The following is a 15,285-nucleotide window of genomic DNA, read 5'->3' as shown; positions in this document are numbered from 1 at the left end:
TTGCGCTTTTTTACAGGAAAGCGAGGGTTTTATCATGAGATTTGATGAAGCTTATTCAGGAAAAGTATTTATCGCAAGCCGTCCCGACTGGAAAGAGGCGGACGCCATCCTTTACGGCATGCCGATGGATTGGACGGTCAGTTATCGCCCGGGCTCACGCTTTGGCCCAAACAGAATTCGCGAGGTGTCTATCGGTCTTGAAGAATACAGCCCGTACCTCGACCGTGACTTGGCTGATTTGAATTTCTTTGACGCCGGCGACATTCCGCTTCCGTTCGGGAATCCGCAAAGAAGTCTTGATATGATTGAGGAATACGTGGACAGCATTTTAGAAAAAGGAAAGTTCCCGCTCGGCATGGGAGGGGAGCACCTTGTGTCATGGCCTGTCATAAAAGCCATGTATAAGAAGTTTCCGGACCTTGCCATCATTCATTTTGACGCGCACACTGACCTGCGCACGGATTATGAAGGCGAACCGCTTTCCCACTCTACTCCGATCCGCAAAGCGGCCGAGCTCATCGGGCCGCAGAACGTATTTTCATTTGGCATCCGTTCCGGAATGAAGGAAGAATTTGAATGGGCGAAAGAAAACGGCATGCACATTTCTAAGTTTGAAGTGCTTGAGCCGCTGAAAAAAGTGCTGCCGCAGCTCGCGGGACGTCCTGTTTACGTCACCATTGATATTGATGTTCTTGACCCCGCTCATGCGCCGGGAACGGGCACGGTTGACGCAGGAGGCATCACGTCTAAGGAATTGCTCGCCTCCATTCATGAAATCGCGCGCTCAGAAGTCAACGTAAAAGGCGCTGACCTCGTAGAAGTCGCGCCGGTCTATGACCACTCAGAACAAACCGCAAACACGGCAAGCAAGATGATTCGTGAAATGCTGCTTGGGTTTGTGAAGTAGAAAGAAAAAAACCCGGAATAATAGGGCAGAAGAAGCCTTTGTTCCGGGTTTTTGTAATAGAATCTATCTCTTGAATAAAAAAACTCAAGGGAATTGTCACCGCAAACCTAAAGTGAAATCTTTCATTATAAATTCAGATCATTGCACGTTCAGATATATAATAATGAGGAGTTAAACTATTCGTTATTCCTGCTGATACTAATAGCGTACTCACAGCAAAACAGACTATAAGTAATTTATACTTCAATTTCATATAAATTCACTCCTCCTTCGATCTGCTGTCTGGCTTCTTCAACTTTTAAAAAGTATACAGAAGCTTTTTTATATTCTTCTTTTGTGTAATAATATTTAGCTACATCAAGGGCTAATTCCTCAATATCAGCATACATCAATTTACTTTCAAGAAAATGCAGACAATCGTTTATTAACGTATCTCTTGGATCCGGCATATACAAACATTCCAAAAATTTAAACTTTTCCTCGTAAATTATATCATCTATTTCCTTACATATTGAGATACCTTTTTTATGATAATCGTACGCGTTATCTATATTTTCTAACTTAAAATAAATCTGTGTAAGTAAGAAGTAGGGCTGCGGAAGTGAATGACTCATTTGAGCTTTTTCAAAAACAGCTATGGCTTCTTTTAAATGAGGAATGGCTTCATCTTTATTGTTTTGATTATTGTAGCATAAAGCGATGTTAAAAAGTGTTCTCCCCATTAATTGAGGCTGCTGATCCAGTTCAGCCATCGTATATGCTTTTTGAAAGTGGGATATTGCATGATCATATTGCTTTACATCAAGATAATTAGCGCCAAACAAAGAATGGCACTGAGTCAACCTAATGCTATAATTATCCCCATTTTTATAAATTAAATAAGCTTGCCGCGCATAGTCCATTGAAACATAAGTTTGTTTCATATAGTAATAGACTTCTGACATCTTAAAGTAAAATTCCGCTTTTTCTATCTGATCTGTAACGTACGTCAATTTGCTTTCAGCTTTCTTAAAAAACTGAATGGCTGAAAGATACTCACGGCATTCCAGCTCATACATCCCCCGGAAAAAATTAAAATAATAATCAAGCCGTCCGGTCAGCCGGGCCTGCTTTTTATCAATATCCGCGAGCAGATCCGATAGTCTCGGCTGTTCTTCTATCCGCTGCGATTCCAGCGGTTCGAGGTATTCGAGCATCAGATTGTGGCGGAATTCCATGAGAGAATAGTACAGATGAAGATCCTGGTCATCTTCCAGGCTTGCAAGCTCTTCTTTGATTTCTCTCCGCAAGTACTCGGCGTCCGGGATGCTGAACCTTCGAATATACATATACCATTCGTTGATTTTTTCTCCAACCGCTGAAGACGATACAACACTCGCCACTATTCCGAATCCCTCCCTTCCACGTTATGTATATGACATATTTTATCATTTTCATTCGGAAGGATAGCGCAAAAAAACCGCAATGTTTTCTTTCGTTAAAAACGCATGTCTGCGGATATCATTTCAAAAATCCGCTATGATCCCCGACAATTTGTACAAGCAAACAAATACACCTTCCCATATTCTGTTGTATCTGCGCGAGCAGTGTATGTCTGAAAAGGAAGTGAAGATATGAGAAATAACAAGCTTTCCTTTAAAGAAAAAGCAGGAGCCGCACAGGAAGAATGTTTATGTTTTTGCGAGGAAGAAGCAAGCCGTGAAGCGATGTTTCAAGCGCCGATTGAATTGCCTGAGGGGTTTGTTGTTGATCCGGCTGAAGCTGTTGCAAACGTGACGTGGAATGCAGACAGCCTTTCTTGTATCATTGAACGCTGTTTCATTGAGACGGGGCCTGAGCCTGATGAAATCGGTATTCAATTCGCAGTGCGCCTGCAGGGAACTGTTACGCTTCTCGTCAGTGTCTCACCAGTGCGAAATCAATATGGACAAGGGGACGGGTCTGTTTCTGTCATCCGCAATGCAGAGATTGACCAAGTCGTCTATTATTCTGATGAACCCGATGATTGCCCGGATGTCAGTGACATTACGATCGAGAACCTTGTTGTCGTTCCGCCATTCTATGGCAGTCCTTTATCGGTGACGGGCACGATTGTGCTTGTGCCGGAACCGGATCAGCGATCTTACGTGTTTACTGCAAACACTGGAGACAGCACGGTTTCTGTCATTGATGCTGACGTGAATACTCTTGTAAGTACCATTTCTTTATCTGATATCCCGACTGATTTGGGTGTTACCTTGAATAAAGCGTATACGTATGTTCTCCATAGGAATGCGAATCTTGTATCGATCATTAACAACGAAACATTAACGGTTACACAAACCATCCCTCTTGCAGGGGCCCCAAGAAAAATCCAGTTTGAAACTGGGGGAGAATTTGCTTATATTCTCGCAGGGGGCAGCTCCGTTTATGAAATTAATATTTCCTCGCAAACCATTACCAATACGTTCACGGTGTCACCCGCTGCTGACGATTTTGCCCTAGACCCTAACGGACAGTTTTTCTATACGACCAACTCTGTATTTTGGGTCGTTAATAAATATGACCTAAACACCGGACAGCTGATCGAAAGTTTAAGTAACTTTGAAACACCAAATTTAATTGTAACCCCGATAATAGGGGATTTTGCTTATCTGGAAAATGGTGAGCTAGGGCCGAATGCCGTTTCTGTGATAGATTTGACAACATTTAGCGAATCTTCACGAATTAACAGACTGTTTGACGGTTTAATTACAATTATTTTTTCTGCTGACGGGACTCGTGCGTTTTTCCTTGAGCCCTATTTTGATGCATCCCCGGAGAATCTCACTGTGGTAGATACAGCGCAGCATACTTTTATAACAACTGCCTCTCTCCCCGGCGTCTCTGATCTCGCCGTAACACCTGATAATCAGTACATTTATGCAGCACAGCCCGACGACAATACCGTGACCGTGTACCGCACGAGCGATTATACAGCTGTGACGGTGATCCCGGTTGGCGCGGGTCCGTCTGCGATTGCAATGTAGCTTATTTCTCAGGTTGAGAGAAGCAGAGCTGCGATAAGACAATCGTTTATAAATAAATGAGCCGAATCAGTAACACCGCGAGTCCTATTGATACGGCAAGGGGCGTGTGAAAGCGGAAAGGGACGGCTTTGACGATTTCGAACACGCAGCGCTTTGACATCGTTGGCATAGCTGCTGCACAATCTATGTTGCCGGAAGTCGCAGCAGCTTTGATGAGACTGTGTGAGTTTCTGAAAAGCTGCTGTCATGTTTTTCACGGATTGGGTGACATAGTGATATGATTTTCTCTTCTTAATAAGGAACCGCTTTTTATGAGGTTTATCTTCAAATCTAATGAGCAATGATGGTAAGATAGAAGCAGTTGAAGTTTACAAGCTGAATGATTATACTATTCAAGTCAAAGTGGAATGATGAAAAGGACGTGTCAAAATGAAGCAAGAGACACCGATAACACTCCATGTGAAGTCTGTGATCGAGGATGACGGAAATGAGGAAGTCATCGAATTCCGTACTACCGGATTTTACTATGTAAAACAACAAAAAGTGTATCTATCTTATTATGAAGAACACGACCTAGGCAAAGTAAAAACGATTGTGAAGGTGAGCGAAGGCGAAGTCCTGATCATGAGGTCAGGCGCTGTTAAAATGAATCAGCGTTTCATACCGGGAGCTTCCACAATTGCGAAATATAAAATGTCATTTGGTGAGCTTGAGCTGGAAACAAGCACAAAATCGATTCAATCTGATCTCGGTGAAGAAAAAGGCCGAATCAGCATCGCATATGACATGCATGTCGGAGACGAGCAGCAGCATTTACATAATATGACGATCACGTATGAGGGAGGAACTCACGCATGAACATTGCGGAACAAATGAAGGACGTGCTGAAGGAAGAAATCAAAGCGGCCGTTCTGAAAGCGGGCCTGGCGGAAGAAAGCCAGATTCCAAGCGTACTGTTAGAAACACCGAAAGACAAAACACACGGTGATTATTCCACAAACATGGCGATGCAGCTGGCGAGAATCGCAAAAAAAGCGCCGCGCCAAATCGCCGAGGAGATCGTGGCGTCATTTGATAAAGGAAAGGCTTCCATTGAAAAAATGGATATTGCGGGACCGGGCTTTATCAACTTTTACATGAACAACAGCTACTTAACAAAACTGATCCCGTCCGTGCTTGAAGCGGGTGAACATTACGGTGAGACAAACGTCGGACAGGGCGAAAAGATTCAGGTTGAATTCGTGTCCGCCAACCCGACGGGAGATCTTCACTTAGGCCATGCGCGCGGCGCGGCGGTAGGTGACGCGCTGTGCAGCGTGCTTTCTAAAGCGGGCTATGATGTGAGCCGCGAATACTATATTAATGATGCGGGCAACCAGATTAACAATCTGGCGCTTTCCGTTGAAGTCCGTTATTTTGAAGCGCTCGGTCTCGAAAAACCGATGCCGGAAGACGGCTACCGCGGGGAAGATATTATCGCTATCGGGAAAAAGCTTGCCGAAGATTTCGGCGACCGCTTCGTACATGAAGAGGAGAGCGAACGCCGGGCATTTTTCCGGGAATACGGCTTAAAGTACGAGCTTGATAAACTCCGCTCCGACCTGGAGAATTTCCGCGTGCCTTTTGACGTATGGTATTCTGAAACGTCACTGTACGAAAACGGAAAAATTGATCAGGCGCTCGAGGCGCTTCGCGAAAAGGGCCATGTATACGAAGAGGACGGTGCGACATGGTTCCGTTCCACAACGTTCGGCGACGACAAAGACCGCGTGCTGATCAAAAAAGACGGCTCATACACTTATCTGCTGCCGGATATCGCATACCATAAAGACAAACTTGACCGCGGATTCGACAAGCTCATCAATGTATGGGGCGCGGATCACCACGGCTATATTCCGCGTATGAAAGCGGCAATTGAAGCGCTCGGTTACGAAAAAGGCACATTGGAAGTTGAAATCATTCAGCTCGTTCATTTATATAAAGACGGCGAAAAAATGAAGATGAGCAAACGTACGGGGAAAGCCGTCACGATGCGTGATCTGATTGAAGAGGTCGGCCTTGACGCAGTCCGTTATTTCTTCGCGATGCGCAGCGCTGATACGCATATGGATTTTGACTTGGACCTTGCCGTATCGACATCTAACGAAAATCCTGTGTATTACGCGCAATATGCACATGCCCGTATTTGCAGCATGCTTCGCCAAGGGGAGGAGCAGGGACTTAAACCGGCGGCGGATCTTGATTTCAGCCATATTCAATCAGAAAAAGAATATGACCTGCTGAAAACGATCGGCGGCTTCCCTGAGGCAGTGGCAGAAGCGGCGGAAAAACGAATCCCGCACCGTGTCACAAATTATATTTATGATCTGGCTTCTGCTCTGCACAGTTTCTACAACGCGGAGAAAGTCATCGATCCGGAAAATGAAGAGAAGAGCCGCGCGCGCCTTTCTTTAATGAAGGCGACGCAAATTACGCTGAACAACGCGCTTCAGCTGATCGGCGTATCGGCTCCGGAAAAAATGTAATCATTATGATAGGACAAAGTCTTCGGGCTTTGTCTTTTTTTTGTATATAAAACGTGTGATGTACTTCACAATCTCGCACACCGAGTTTTTGTATGATAAGACTGATATTGAATCAGTGAAAGGGGCAAGCCGAATGATCAATCGTCAACATATTCAATTATCGTTGCAGTCATTAAGCTTAGTGGCGGGGTTTATGGTGTGGGTGCTGATTTCATCGCTCATTTCCCAAATGACATCAGATATTCATTTAACCAAAGGCGAGATTTCATTGGTGACGGCGATTCCCGTTATTCTAGGATCGCTTCTCCGCATTCCTTTAGGGTATTTAACGAACAGGTACGGCGCGAGGCTGATGTTCATGATCAGCTTCATCCTGCTTTTGTTTCCCGTGTTTTGGATCAGTATGGCGGATTCTCTGTTTGATTTAATCGCGGGCGGCTTTTTCTTAGGGATCGGAGGGGCGGTATTCTCCATCGGAGTGACGTCGCTTCCGAAATATTATCCGAAAGAAAAGCACGGTGCCGTCAATGGGATTTACGGTGCCGGAAACATCGGAACCGCCATTACCACTTTTGCGGCGCCGGTTATCGCTCAGGCCGCGGGATGGAGAGCAGCCGTGCAGATGTATCTCGTTTTGCTGGCTGTTTTCGCATTACTGCACGTTTTGTTCGGCGACCGGCATGAGAAGAAGGCCAAAGTTTCCGTAAAAACCCAAATCAAAGCTGTTTACCGAAATCATGTGCTGTGGTTTTTGAGCATGTTTTATTTTATTACGTTTGGCGCTTTTGTCGCCTTTACCATCTATCTGCCGAACTTTTTGGTTGAGCATTTCAGGCTGAGCCCCGCGGATGCAGGGCTGCGGACGGCCGGCTTTATTGCGGTCTCTACGCTGCTCAGGCCAGCGGGAGGATTTCTTGCCGATAAAATGAACCCGCTCCGCATTTTGATGTTCGTTTTCGCAGGGCTTACGCTGTCAGGCGTTATGCTGTCTTTCTCGCCGGCGATCGGCCTCTATGCGTTCGGATCACTGACGGTGGCAGTCTGCTCAGGGATTGGAAACGGGACGGTATTTAAACTGGTGCCTTTCTATTTTTCGAAGCAGGCGGGGATTGCCAACGGTATTGTGTCTGCAATGGGCGGGCTGGGCGGTTTTTTCCCTCCGCTGATTCTGGCAAGTGTATTTCAGGCAACGGGCCAATACGCGATCGGGTTCATGGCGCTTTCAGAGGTTGCGTTAGCCAGCTTTGTTCTTGTGATCTGGCTGTATTGGCAGGAAAGAATGAAAACACATACGGAGAGAAACAGTCAGAGCCTCAATTCATAATGATCCATTCACAAGATTGTTAGTTTTTTCTGGGTGAGTGCAAATCAAGTCACGTTACAATATACATACGCAACGTGACTTTCTTCGAGGTGAGCTCATGAATATTCTCTCTGTCCGAAAATCTGATAAAGAACTTCTTTCCCGTGAACTGCATGAATTGCTGGAATCAATCAGCACGAAAAAGAAAATGAAAAAACACACCTATTTGTTTCAAGAAGGAATGGATGCAGAAGAGCTTTATCTGATTCAATCGGGGCTCATTGAAATCGGCAAGCTGACGTCTGACGGAAAAGACCTGACACTTAGAATCTGCCAGAAACACGATATCGTCGGGGAACTGACACTGTTCACAGAAGAGCCGAGGTATATGCTCAGTGCAAAAGTGTTAGAGGACGGCGAGGTGCTCGTCATTAATAAAAACAAGCTGGAAAAGGAATTGATTCAAAACGGTAATTTGACGTTTGAATTTATGAAATGGATGAGCACCCATCTGCGAAAAATCCAGTCTAAGATCAGGGATCTGCTTCTTCACGGCAAAAAAGGGGCGCTCTATTCCACCCTTATCCGTCTGTCAAACAGCTACGGGGTGGAACGAAGCGACGGGATTCTGATTAACATTGTGCTGACAAATCAGGATTTGGCAAAGTTTTGTGCGGCGGCACGGGAAAGTGTCAACCGCATGCTGGGAGATCTGCGCAAACAAGGGGTTATTTCGATAGACGAAACCGGAAAAATTATTTTGCACAAGCGGGACTATTTACGGTGTGAGATCGAGTGTGAAAACTGTCCGCTTGAGATCTGCAATATTGACTGAAAAAACAAGGACAGCCGGTGTCCTTGTTTTTTCAATTTGTGATACATATACACATGACGGCGAAAAAGAAGCCGGCATTTGCGATTTCCAGCATGCCGATCGTTTTCGCGGGCCAATTTCTCCCGTGAAAAAACCACGCCCTCAAACTGCTGGGGATAAAAGCGAGAAATGCCCAGCCTGCTCCGAGAAGACACGATAAAAAGGGGAGCAGCAAATGATATCCCCATGACCAGTACGCAAATGTTCTGTTTTTTCTCTCCCGGATGACCGACTTCACATAAAAGGAACTTCCGATAAAAAATAAAGCAGATTGAGAGAGAATAAACCAAGCCCAGCCGTCAAGGGTTCCCGTCCCCAGCCAGCAGCTCGCAAGCCCGCCTGAACAAAAGAACAAAACTCCCGCCATATCATTCACGAGTGCCCGTTCGTTTTTTCGGCGGGCATAATGCATATGGATAAGAAACAGCGGCAATAAAGAAAGCCCCACCCAGACGAGCTGCGGTTTATGATAGATAGAAATGATCAAAAAGCAGCATGCCGGAAAACCGTAAATATATATCCACTTTTGATAGGGTTTGAGCCGTTTCTTTTTCAAGGCAAGCGAAACGGGATAAACCGTTAAATAAAGGAAAAACCAGCCCAGAAAGAGCGGAATATGCCAGAAAACCGGGCCTCCTTTGACCATGCCGAGTAAAAACGGAATCAGCAGCATCGCCCATGCGCCGTGCTGATTCGGAATCATCACCTTCATCGAAATCCTCCTTTTGTATGTCATTATAAATGCAAGCATCCTCCTGATAAGTGATATTCATCATACAAGCTGTGAAATACATCACTGCCGCACAGGCTCAATCGGGCTACACTAAAGCTATCATCAGCACAGGAGGCTTTCCTATGAATCAGTGTCACTATTTATTATTTCTGAAACAACTTCCTATGTTTAACGAAGTGCCCCTGTCCATTGTCGAAACTTTGCTGAAAAACGGGACGTTTATCAGCGGATCATCTGATCAGTCTCCATCCTTTCTTCATTCACAATCCGTTTATATTGTATTAAAAGGCAGTATCCGTTTTACGGACAGCAGGCTCCCTGAAGGGTCACAAACCGTTGCGCTGTGGGATAAAGGCGATGTGTTTCCGATTGATGAAAAAGGCGGGCATTCTTTATCGCCTTTTATCTCAGTCAATGCCTCACCAGACATTCTGGCACTCCATATTCCATATTCCGTTTTTAAGCAGATGATGTCTTACCATCCGCGGCTGCAAATGAATTTTTTGGCGATGCTTCAGCAAAATGTCTTTTGTTCCTATCAGTTGTTTTTGAGGTACCTGCATACATCACGCGATGAAAACGCCGAGCCCGGTTCTTAATTAGAGCCGGTTTTTTTGTGAAAGAAAACGTCCTGCCATGAACGCCGCCGTCTTTCCTGCTCCTTTGTTTGAACGTTTTGTGAAAAAAGCAGAGTGTGTGACATAGTTCACAAGGAAATGCGCTCTCCCTGTTTATAGTGTACATAGCATCACCTGACTCAGAAGGAGTGAACGATCATGAGGAAAAAGAAAATGAGTCCGCTGTTCAGGAGATTAAACTATTTTTCTCCTATCGAACATCATTCAAATAAACATAGCCAAACCACTAGCGAAGATCGTGATTGGGAGAATGTATACAGAAACAGATGGCAGTACGACAAAGTCGTTCGCTCCACCCACGGCGTCAACTGCACGGGTTCTTGCAGCTGGAATATTTACGTGAAAAACGGAATTGTCACGTGGGAAGGACAAAACTTGAATTATCCATCAACAGGCCCGGATATGCCTGATTTCGAACCGAGAGGCTGTCCGCGGGGCGCCAGTTTTTCGTGGTACATCTACAGCCCGCTCCGTGTGAAATATCCGTACGTGCGCGGTGTGCTGGTCAATTTGTGGCGGGAAGCACTGCAGGCGCATCAAAATCCGCTTGATGCCTGGAAATCAATCGTTGAAAATCCTGAAAAAGCGAAGTCTTATAAACAGGCAAGAGGGAAAGGCGGATTTGTGCGCGCTGAATGGTCTGAGGTGCTGAAGCTGATTTCAGCCTCTCTGCTGTATACAGTCATGAAATACGGACCTGACCGGAATGTCGGCTTTTCACCGATTCCGGCCATGTCCATGATCAGCCACGCATCAGGTTCGCGATTCATGTCTTTAATCGGCGGCCCTATGCTCAGTTTCTATGACTGGTATGCGGATCTTCCGCCGGCGTCCCCGCAAATTTGGGGCGACCAGACGGACGTTCCGGAAAGCAGCGATTGGTACAATTCCGGCTATATCATCACATGGGGTTCAAACGTTCCGTTAACGAGAACGCCTGACGCGCACTTTTTGGCGGAAGCCCGCTATAAAGGCGCTAAGGTCATTTCGATCAGTCCGGATTTTGCGGAATCCTCAAAGTTCGCCGATGACTGGCTCAGTATCCGCCAAGGGACTGACGGGGCGCTTGCGATGGCAATGGGGCATGTCATTTTGCAGGAATTTTACGTGAATCAAGAGACGGAGCGGTTTATCAAGTATGCGAAGCAATACGCGGATTTTCCATTCCTCGTCACTCTGTCAAAAGAAAACGGTGTATATACAGCGGGCCGGTTTCTGCATGCGAAGGACATTGGGCGGCAGACAAAGCATGATCAATGGAAGCCTGCAGTCTGGAATGAACAGACAAACGAATTTGCCATACCGCAAGGAACAATGGGCTCCCGCTGGGACGAGCAGCAGAAATGGAACCTGCATATGATCGATGAAGACACTGGGGAACCGATTGAACCCCGACTCTCTGTGCTTGGAATGGAGGACGAAATCAGTACGGTGCGCATTCCATATTTTTCAAATGACGGAAACAAAGTGCTCAAGCGGGATCTTCCTATTAAAAAATTGGACCTGAACGGCGAAGAGGTGTGTGTCACGACCGTGTTTGACTTGATATTGGCCAACTACGGGGTGAACCGGGGCATCGGCGGACAATCAGCCGCATCTTATGATGATCCTCGTCCGTTTACACCTGCCTGGCAGGAACAGATCACGGGAATTAAAAGAGAAGCCGTCATTCAGATTGCGAGGGAGTTTGCTCAAAATGCGATTGATACAGACGGCCGGTCCATGATTATCGTAGGAGCGGGGATTAACCACTGGTTCAATTCCGACACAATCTACCGCGCGGTGTTAAATCTTGTTTTACTCGTAGGCGCCCAAGGCGTAAACGGCGGAGGCTGGGCTCATTATGTCGGTCAGGAAAAACTCCGTCCTGCTGAAGGGTGGCAAACGATCGCAAATGCAAAGGACTGGGAAGGCGTGCCTAAGCTGCAAAACGGCACCTCATTTTTCTACTTTGCGACAGACCAGTGGCGTTACGAAGACCAGCCGATCAGTGACTTGGCCTCACCGATCGCTGCGTCATCCCGCTACAAGCATCACGCCGATTACAATGTGCTGGCGGCGCGATTAGGGTGGCTGCCGTCCTACCCGACTTTCGATAAAAACGGCATTGACCTATACAAAGAGGCTGAAAAAGCGGGGGCGGAGACACCTGAAGACGTTGGTGCGTACGTCGCCTCGCAGCTTCAAAACAAAAAACTGAAATTTGCGATTGAAGATCCAGACAATGAAGCCAATTTCCCAAGGAATCTCTTCGTATGGCGGGCCAATCTGATCTCAAGCTCAGGAAAAGGGCATGAATATTTTCTCAAGCATCTGCTGGGAACGACGAACGGTTTGATGAATGACGACAGCGACAGCATCCGCCCTGAAGAAATTAAATGGCGGGAGCAGGCGCCGGAAGGTAAGCTCGACTTATTAATCAATCTTGATTTTCGAATGGCGGGTACGGCGTTGTATTCCGATATCGTGCTGCCGGCGGCGACATGGTATGAAAAACACGATCTCAGCAGCACGGATATGCATCCGTTCATCCATCCTTTTGCTCCGGCGATCTCGGCTCCTTGGGAATCGAAGTCAGACTGGGATATTTTCAAGGCACTGTCAAAAGCCGTTTCCGATCTGGCGGAAGAAGTCGAGATGGAGCCGGTGAAAGAAGTGGTTGCGACGCCGCTCCTCCACGACACGATGCAGGAATTGGCCCAGCCGTTCGGCAAAATCAATGACTGGAGTCAGGGTGAATGTGAAGCCATTCCGGGAAAAACAATGCCGAACATCCATGTTGTTGAACGGGATTACAAGCACATCTTTCATAAAATGACCGCGCTCGGGCCTTACACCGGTTTAAAACCGAGCGGAACGAAAGGCATGAGCTGGTCGATAGCCGATGAATATGAATCACTCAAAAAGAGACTTGGAGAAATCACCTCGGACAGAGTCGCAAAGGGGTGTCCGAATATAAGTGAAGCGAAGCAGGCGGCGGAAGCGATTTTAACCCTGTCGTCTACTTCAAATGGAAAAGTCGCCGTGAAAGCATGGGAATCACTTGAAAACATCACCAATCTGGAGCTGAAAGATCTGGCGGAAGAACGGGAGGAAGAATGCTTTACGTTCGAACAAATTACAGCCCAGCCGAAAACGGTCATCACCTCTCCGGCCTTTACCGGCTCAGAAAAAGGGGGACGCAGGTACTCGCCGTTTACGACGAATGTAGAAAAATTAATTCCGTGGCGGACACTGACCGGCAGACAATCTTATTATGTCGATCATGAACTGATGATGGAATTCGGTGAAACGATGGCGACATTTAAACCGATCCTCCAGCATCGCCCGTTTCTAAGCAAACGGCCTGACCAAGAGGGCAAAGAAATCGTCCTTAATTATTTGACGCCGCATAATAAATGGTCCGTCCACAGCATGTATTTTGATTCCCTGCCGATGCTGACGCTGTTCCGCGGCGGGCCGACCGTGTGGATGAATAAAGATGACGCCGCGGATACGGATATCAAAGACAACGATTGGATTGAATGCTTTAACCGAAACGGCGTTGTCGTGGCGAGGGCGGTTTTGTCTCACCGGATTCCTAAAGGAATGGCGTTTATGCACCATGCCCAAGACCGTCACATCAACGTGCCCGGCACAAAACTGACAAATAACCGCGGCGGCACCCATAACAGCCCGACAAGGATTCACGTCAAGCCGACACAGATGATCGGGGGCTACGCCCAGCTCAGCTACGGCTTTAACTATTACGGCCCGACGGGGAACCAGCGCGACCTGAATGTCGTCATCCGCAAGCTGAAGGAGGTCGATTGGCTTGAAGATTAAAGCGCAAATCGGGATGGTCATGAACTTGGATAAATGCATCGGCTGCCACACGTGCAGCGTCACCTGCAAAAACACGTGGACAAACCGTTCCGGTGCGGAATATATGTATTTCAACAATGTAGAAACAAAGCCGGGCATCGGCTACCCGAAGCAATGGGAGGACCAGGACAAATATAAAGGCGGCTGGACATTGAAAAAAGGGAAGCTTGAACTAAAATCCGGCCCGAAAACAAACAGGCTTGCAGGCCTTTTCTATAATCCGAATCAGCCGTCAATTGATGATTACTATGAACCTTGGAACTATGATTATGAAACATTAACAAACAGTCCGCAGAAAAAACACCAGCCAGTGGCACGGCCGAAATCGTCACTGACGGGGGATTTCATGAATATCGAATGGGGCCCGAACTGGGAGGATGATCTCGCGGGCGGCCACATTACAGGGCTTGAAGATCCAAACGTGCAAAAGATGGAGGAAACGATCAAAACGGAGTTCGATGAGGTCTTTATGATGTACCTGCCGCGTATTTGCGAACACTGCATCAATCCGGCATGCGTGTCATCCTGTCCGTCCGGCGCCATGTACAAACGCGAAGAAGACGGCATTGTGCTCGTTGATCAAAACGCGTGCCGTTCATGGAGATATTGCGTGTCATCCTGCCCTTATAAAAAAGTCTATTTTAACTGGCAGACGAACAAAGCGGAAAAATGCACACTCTGCTTCCCGCGCTTAGAGGCGGGGCTGCCGACCATCTGCTCCGAGACATGTGTCGGCAGAATCCGCTATCTCGGTGTCATGCTGTATGATGCGGACAAAGTGGAGGAAGCGGCATCTGTTGAAAATGAAAAGGATCTCTATCATTCCCAATTAGACATTTTTCTTGATCCGAATGATCTTGAGGTTGCCAAACTGGCAAAAGAACAAGGCATCCAGGCTGAATGGATAGAGGCCGCACAGCAATCACCGATCTACAAAATGATCATCGACTGGAAGATTGCGCTGCCGCTTCACCCTGAGTACCGCACACTGCCGATGGTTTGGTACATTCCGCCGCTGAGCCCGATTATGAATCTCTTTGAAGGAAAAGGCAGCCAGCAAACAGCGGAAGATATTTTCCCGGCTATCGACCAAATGAGAATTCCGATTGACTATTTGGCGCAGCTATTAACAGCTGGTGATACGGATCATATTCGGTCAACGTTAAAGAAAATGTCTGTCATGCGCCAGTATATGAGAGCAGTCCAGACGAATAAAATCATCGACCCGGCATTGATCTCCGGTGTCGGTTTAACAGAACAGCAAATTAAAGACATGTACCAGCTGCTGGCGATCGCCAAATATGATGACCGCTTTGTGATTCCAAGCAGCCATCGGGAAGAAGTGTCTGATTTATACGCTGAACAAGGGAGCTGCGGCTTATCATTTTCAGGCGGCCCCGGCTCTTGTTTCTAACTTTTGATAAATGAGGTGG

General features: G+C 46.8%; 12 protein-coding genes and 1 pseudogene. 9 read left to right on the top strand and 4 right to left on the bottom strand.

The annotated features are described in order from the left end of the window. The first annotated feature begins 34 nt into the window (after window positions 1-34). The gene (gene speB / locus AD710_RS06420) at window positions 35-907 is read left to right on the top strand and encodes an agmatinase (RefSeq protein ID WP_016937592.1); all 873 of its coding nucleotides are present in this window, start codon (window positions 35-37) and stop codon (window positions 905-907) included. 133 nt (window positions 908-1,040) lie between these two features. On the opposite strand, the gene AD710_RS19515 is transcribed toward speB, so the two are convergent. Both AD710_RS19515 and AD710_RS06415 read right to left on the bottom strand, forming a co-directional pair. Then, complete coding sequence (locus AD710_RS19515) at window positions 1,041-1,160, bottom strand: PhrC/PhrF family phosphatase-inhibitory pheromone (RefSeq protein ID WP_115996635.1); 120 nt, start codon at window positions 1,158-1,160, stop codon at window positions 1,041-1,043. Beyond that, window positions 1,144-2,289, bottom strand: a complete 1,146-nt coding sequence (locus AD710_RS06415; RefSeq protein ID WP_016937593.1) for a response regulator aspartate phosphatase — start codon at window positions 2,287-2,289, stop codon at window positions 1,144-1,146. Before AD710_RS06415 ends, AD710_RS19515 begins: the two co-directional genes overlap by 17 nt. Before the next feature lie 231 nt (window positions 2,290-2,520). Between AD710_RS06415 and AD710_RS06410 the strand changes: the two genes are divergently transcribed. Continuing rightward, window positions 2,521-3,915 (top strand): YncE family protein, encoded by a 1,395-nt coding sequence (locus AD710_RS06410; protein ID WP_049627590.1) that lies wholly within the window; start codon window positions 2,521-2,523, stop codon window positions 3,913-3,915. A 64-nt stretch (window positions 3,916-3,979) separates the two neighbouring features. Here the strand turns inward: AD710_RS06410 and AD710_RS19005 are convergent. Continuing rightward, window positions 3,980-4,190 (bottom strand): annotated as a pseudogene (locus AD710_RS19005) (bacteriocin biosynthesis protein AlbG); the annotation flags it as partial. A 154-nt stretch (window positions 4,191-4,344) separates the two neighbouring features. Between AD710_RS19005 and AD710_RS06405 the strand changes: the two are divergent. The 4 genes from AD710_RS06405 to fnr all read left to right on the top strand — a co-directional run bounded on the left by AD710_RS06405 (window position 4,345) and on the right by fnr (window position 8,578). Then, window positions 4,345-4,773, top strand: a complete 429-nt coding sequence (locus AD710_RS06405; RefSeq protein WP_045926590.1) for a YwiB family protein — start codon at window positions 4,345-4,347, stop codon at window positions 4,771-4,773. Next, on the top strand, window positions 4,770-6,440 hold the full coding sequence (gene argS / locus AD710_RS06400) for an arginine--tRNA ligase (protein WP_016937597.1): 1,671 nt from the start codon (window positions 4,770-4,772) through the stop codon (window positions 6,438-6,440). The genes AD710_RS06405 and argS overlap by 4 nt, the downstream gene beginning before the upstream one ends. A gap of 133 nt (window positions 6,441-6,573) precedes the next feature. After that, window positions 6,574-7,764, top strand: coding sequence for a nitrate/nitrite transporter (locus AD710_RS06395; RefSeq protein WP_049627589.1), 1,191 nt, complete (start codon window positions 6,574-6,576; stop codon window positions 7,762-7,764). 97 nt (window positions 7,765-7,861) lie between these two features. Then, the gene (gene fnr / locus AD710_RS06390) at window positions 7,862-8,578 is read left to right on the top strand and encodes a fumarate/nitrate reduction transcriptional regulator Fnr (protein WP_016937599.1); all 717 of its coding nucleotides are present in this window, start codon (window positions 7,862-7,864) and stop codon (window positions 8,576-8,578) included. 31 nt (window positions 8,579-8,609) lie between these two features. Here fnr and AD710_RS06385 read toward each other — a convergent pair whose 3' ends face one another. Beyond that, window positions 8,610-9,329 (bottom strand): YwiC-like family protein, encoded by a 720-nt coding sequence (locus AD710_RS06385; RefSeq protein ID WP_049627588.1) that lies wholly within the window; start codon window positions 9,327-9,329, stop codon window positions 8,610-8,612. A gap of 143 nt (window positions 9,330-9,472) precedes the next feature. On the opposite strand from AD710_RS06385, the gene AD710_RS06380 reads away from it, so the two are divergent. The 3 genes from AD710_RS06380 to narH all read left to right on the top strand — a co-directional run bounded on the left by AD710_RS06380 (window position 9,473) and on the right by narH (window position 15,266). Beyond that, window positions 9,473-9,949: a cyclic nucleotide-binding domain-containing protein gene (locus AD710_RS06380; RefSeq protein WP_049627587.1), complete on the top strand. Its 477-nt coding sequence runs from the start codon at window positions 9,473-9,475 to the stop codon at window positions 9,947-9,949. Window positions 9,950-10,126: 177 nt separating this feature from the next. Next, on the top strand, window positions 10,127-13,813 hold the full coding sequence (locus tag AD710_RS06375; RefSeq protein WP_049627586.1) for a nitrate reductase subunit alpha: 3,687 nt from the start codon (window positions 10,127-10,129) through the stop codon (window positions 13,811-13,813). Then, the gene (gene narH / locus AD710_RS06370) at window positions 13,803-15,266 is read left to right on the top strand and encodes a nitrate reductase subunit beta (protein WP_049627585.1); all 1,464 of its coding nucleotides are present in this window, start codon (window positions 13,803-13,805) and stop codon (window positions 15,264-15,266) included. The genes AD710_RS06375 and narH overlap by 11 nt, the downstream gene beginning before the upstream one ends. Window positions 15,267-15,285 lie beyond the last annotated feature (19 nt).

The organism is Bacillus sp. JFL15, from assembly GCF_001184225.1.
GTDB classification, from domain to species: domain Bacteria; phylum Bacillota; class Bacilli; order Bacillales; family Bacillaceae; genus Bacillus; species Bacillus siamensis.
The sequence above is the reverse complement of the archived record's forward strand: the minus strand, read 5'-3'. Positions and strand labels throughout refer to the sequence as shown.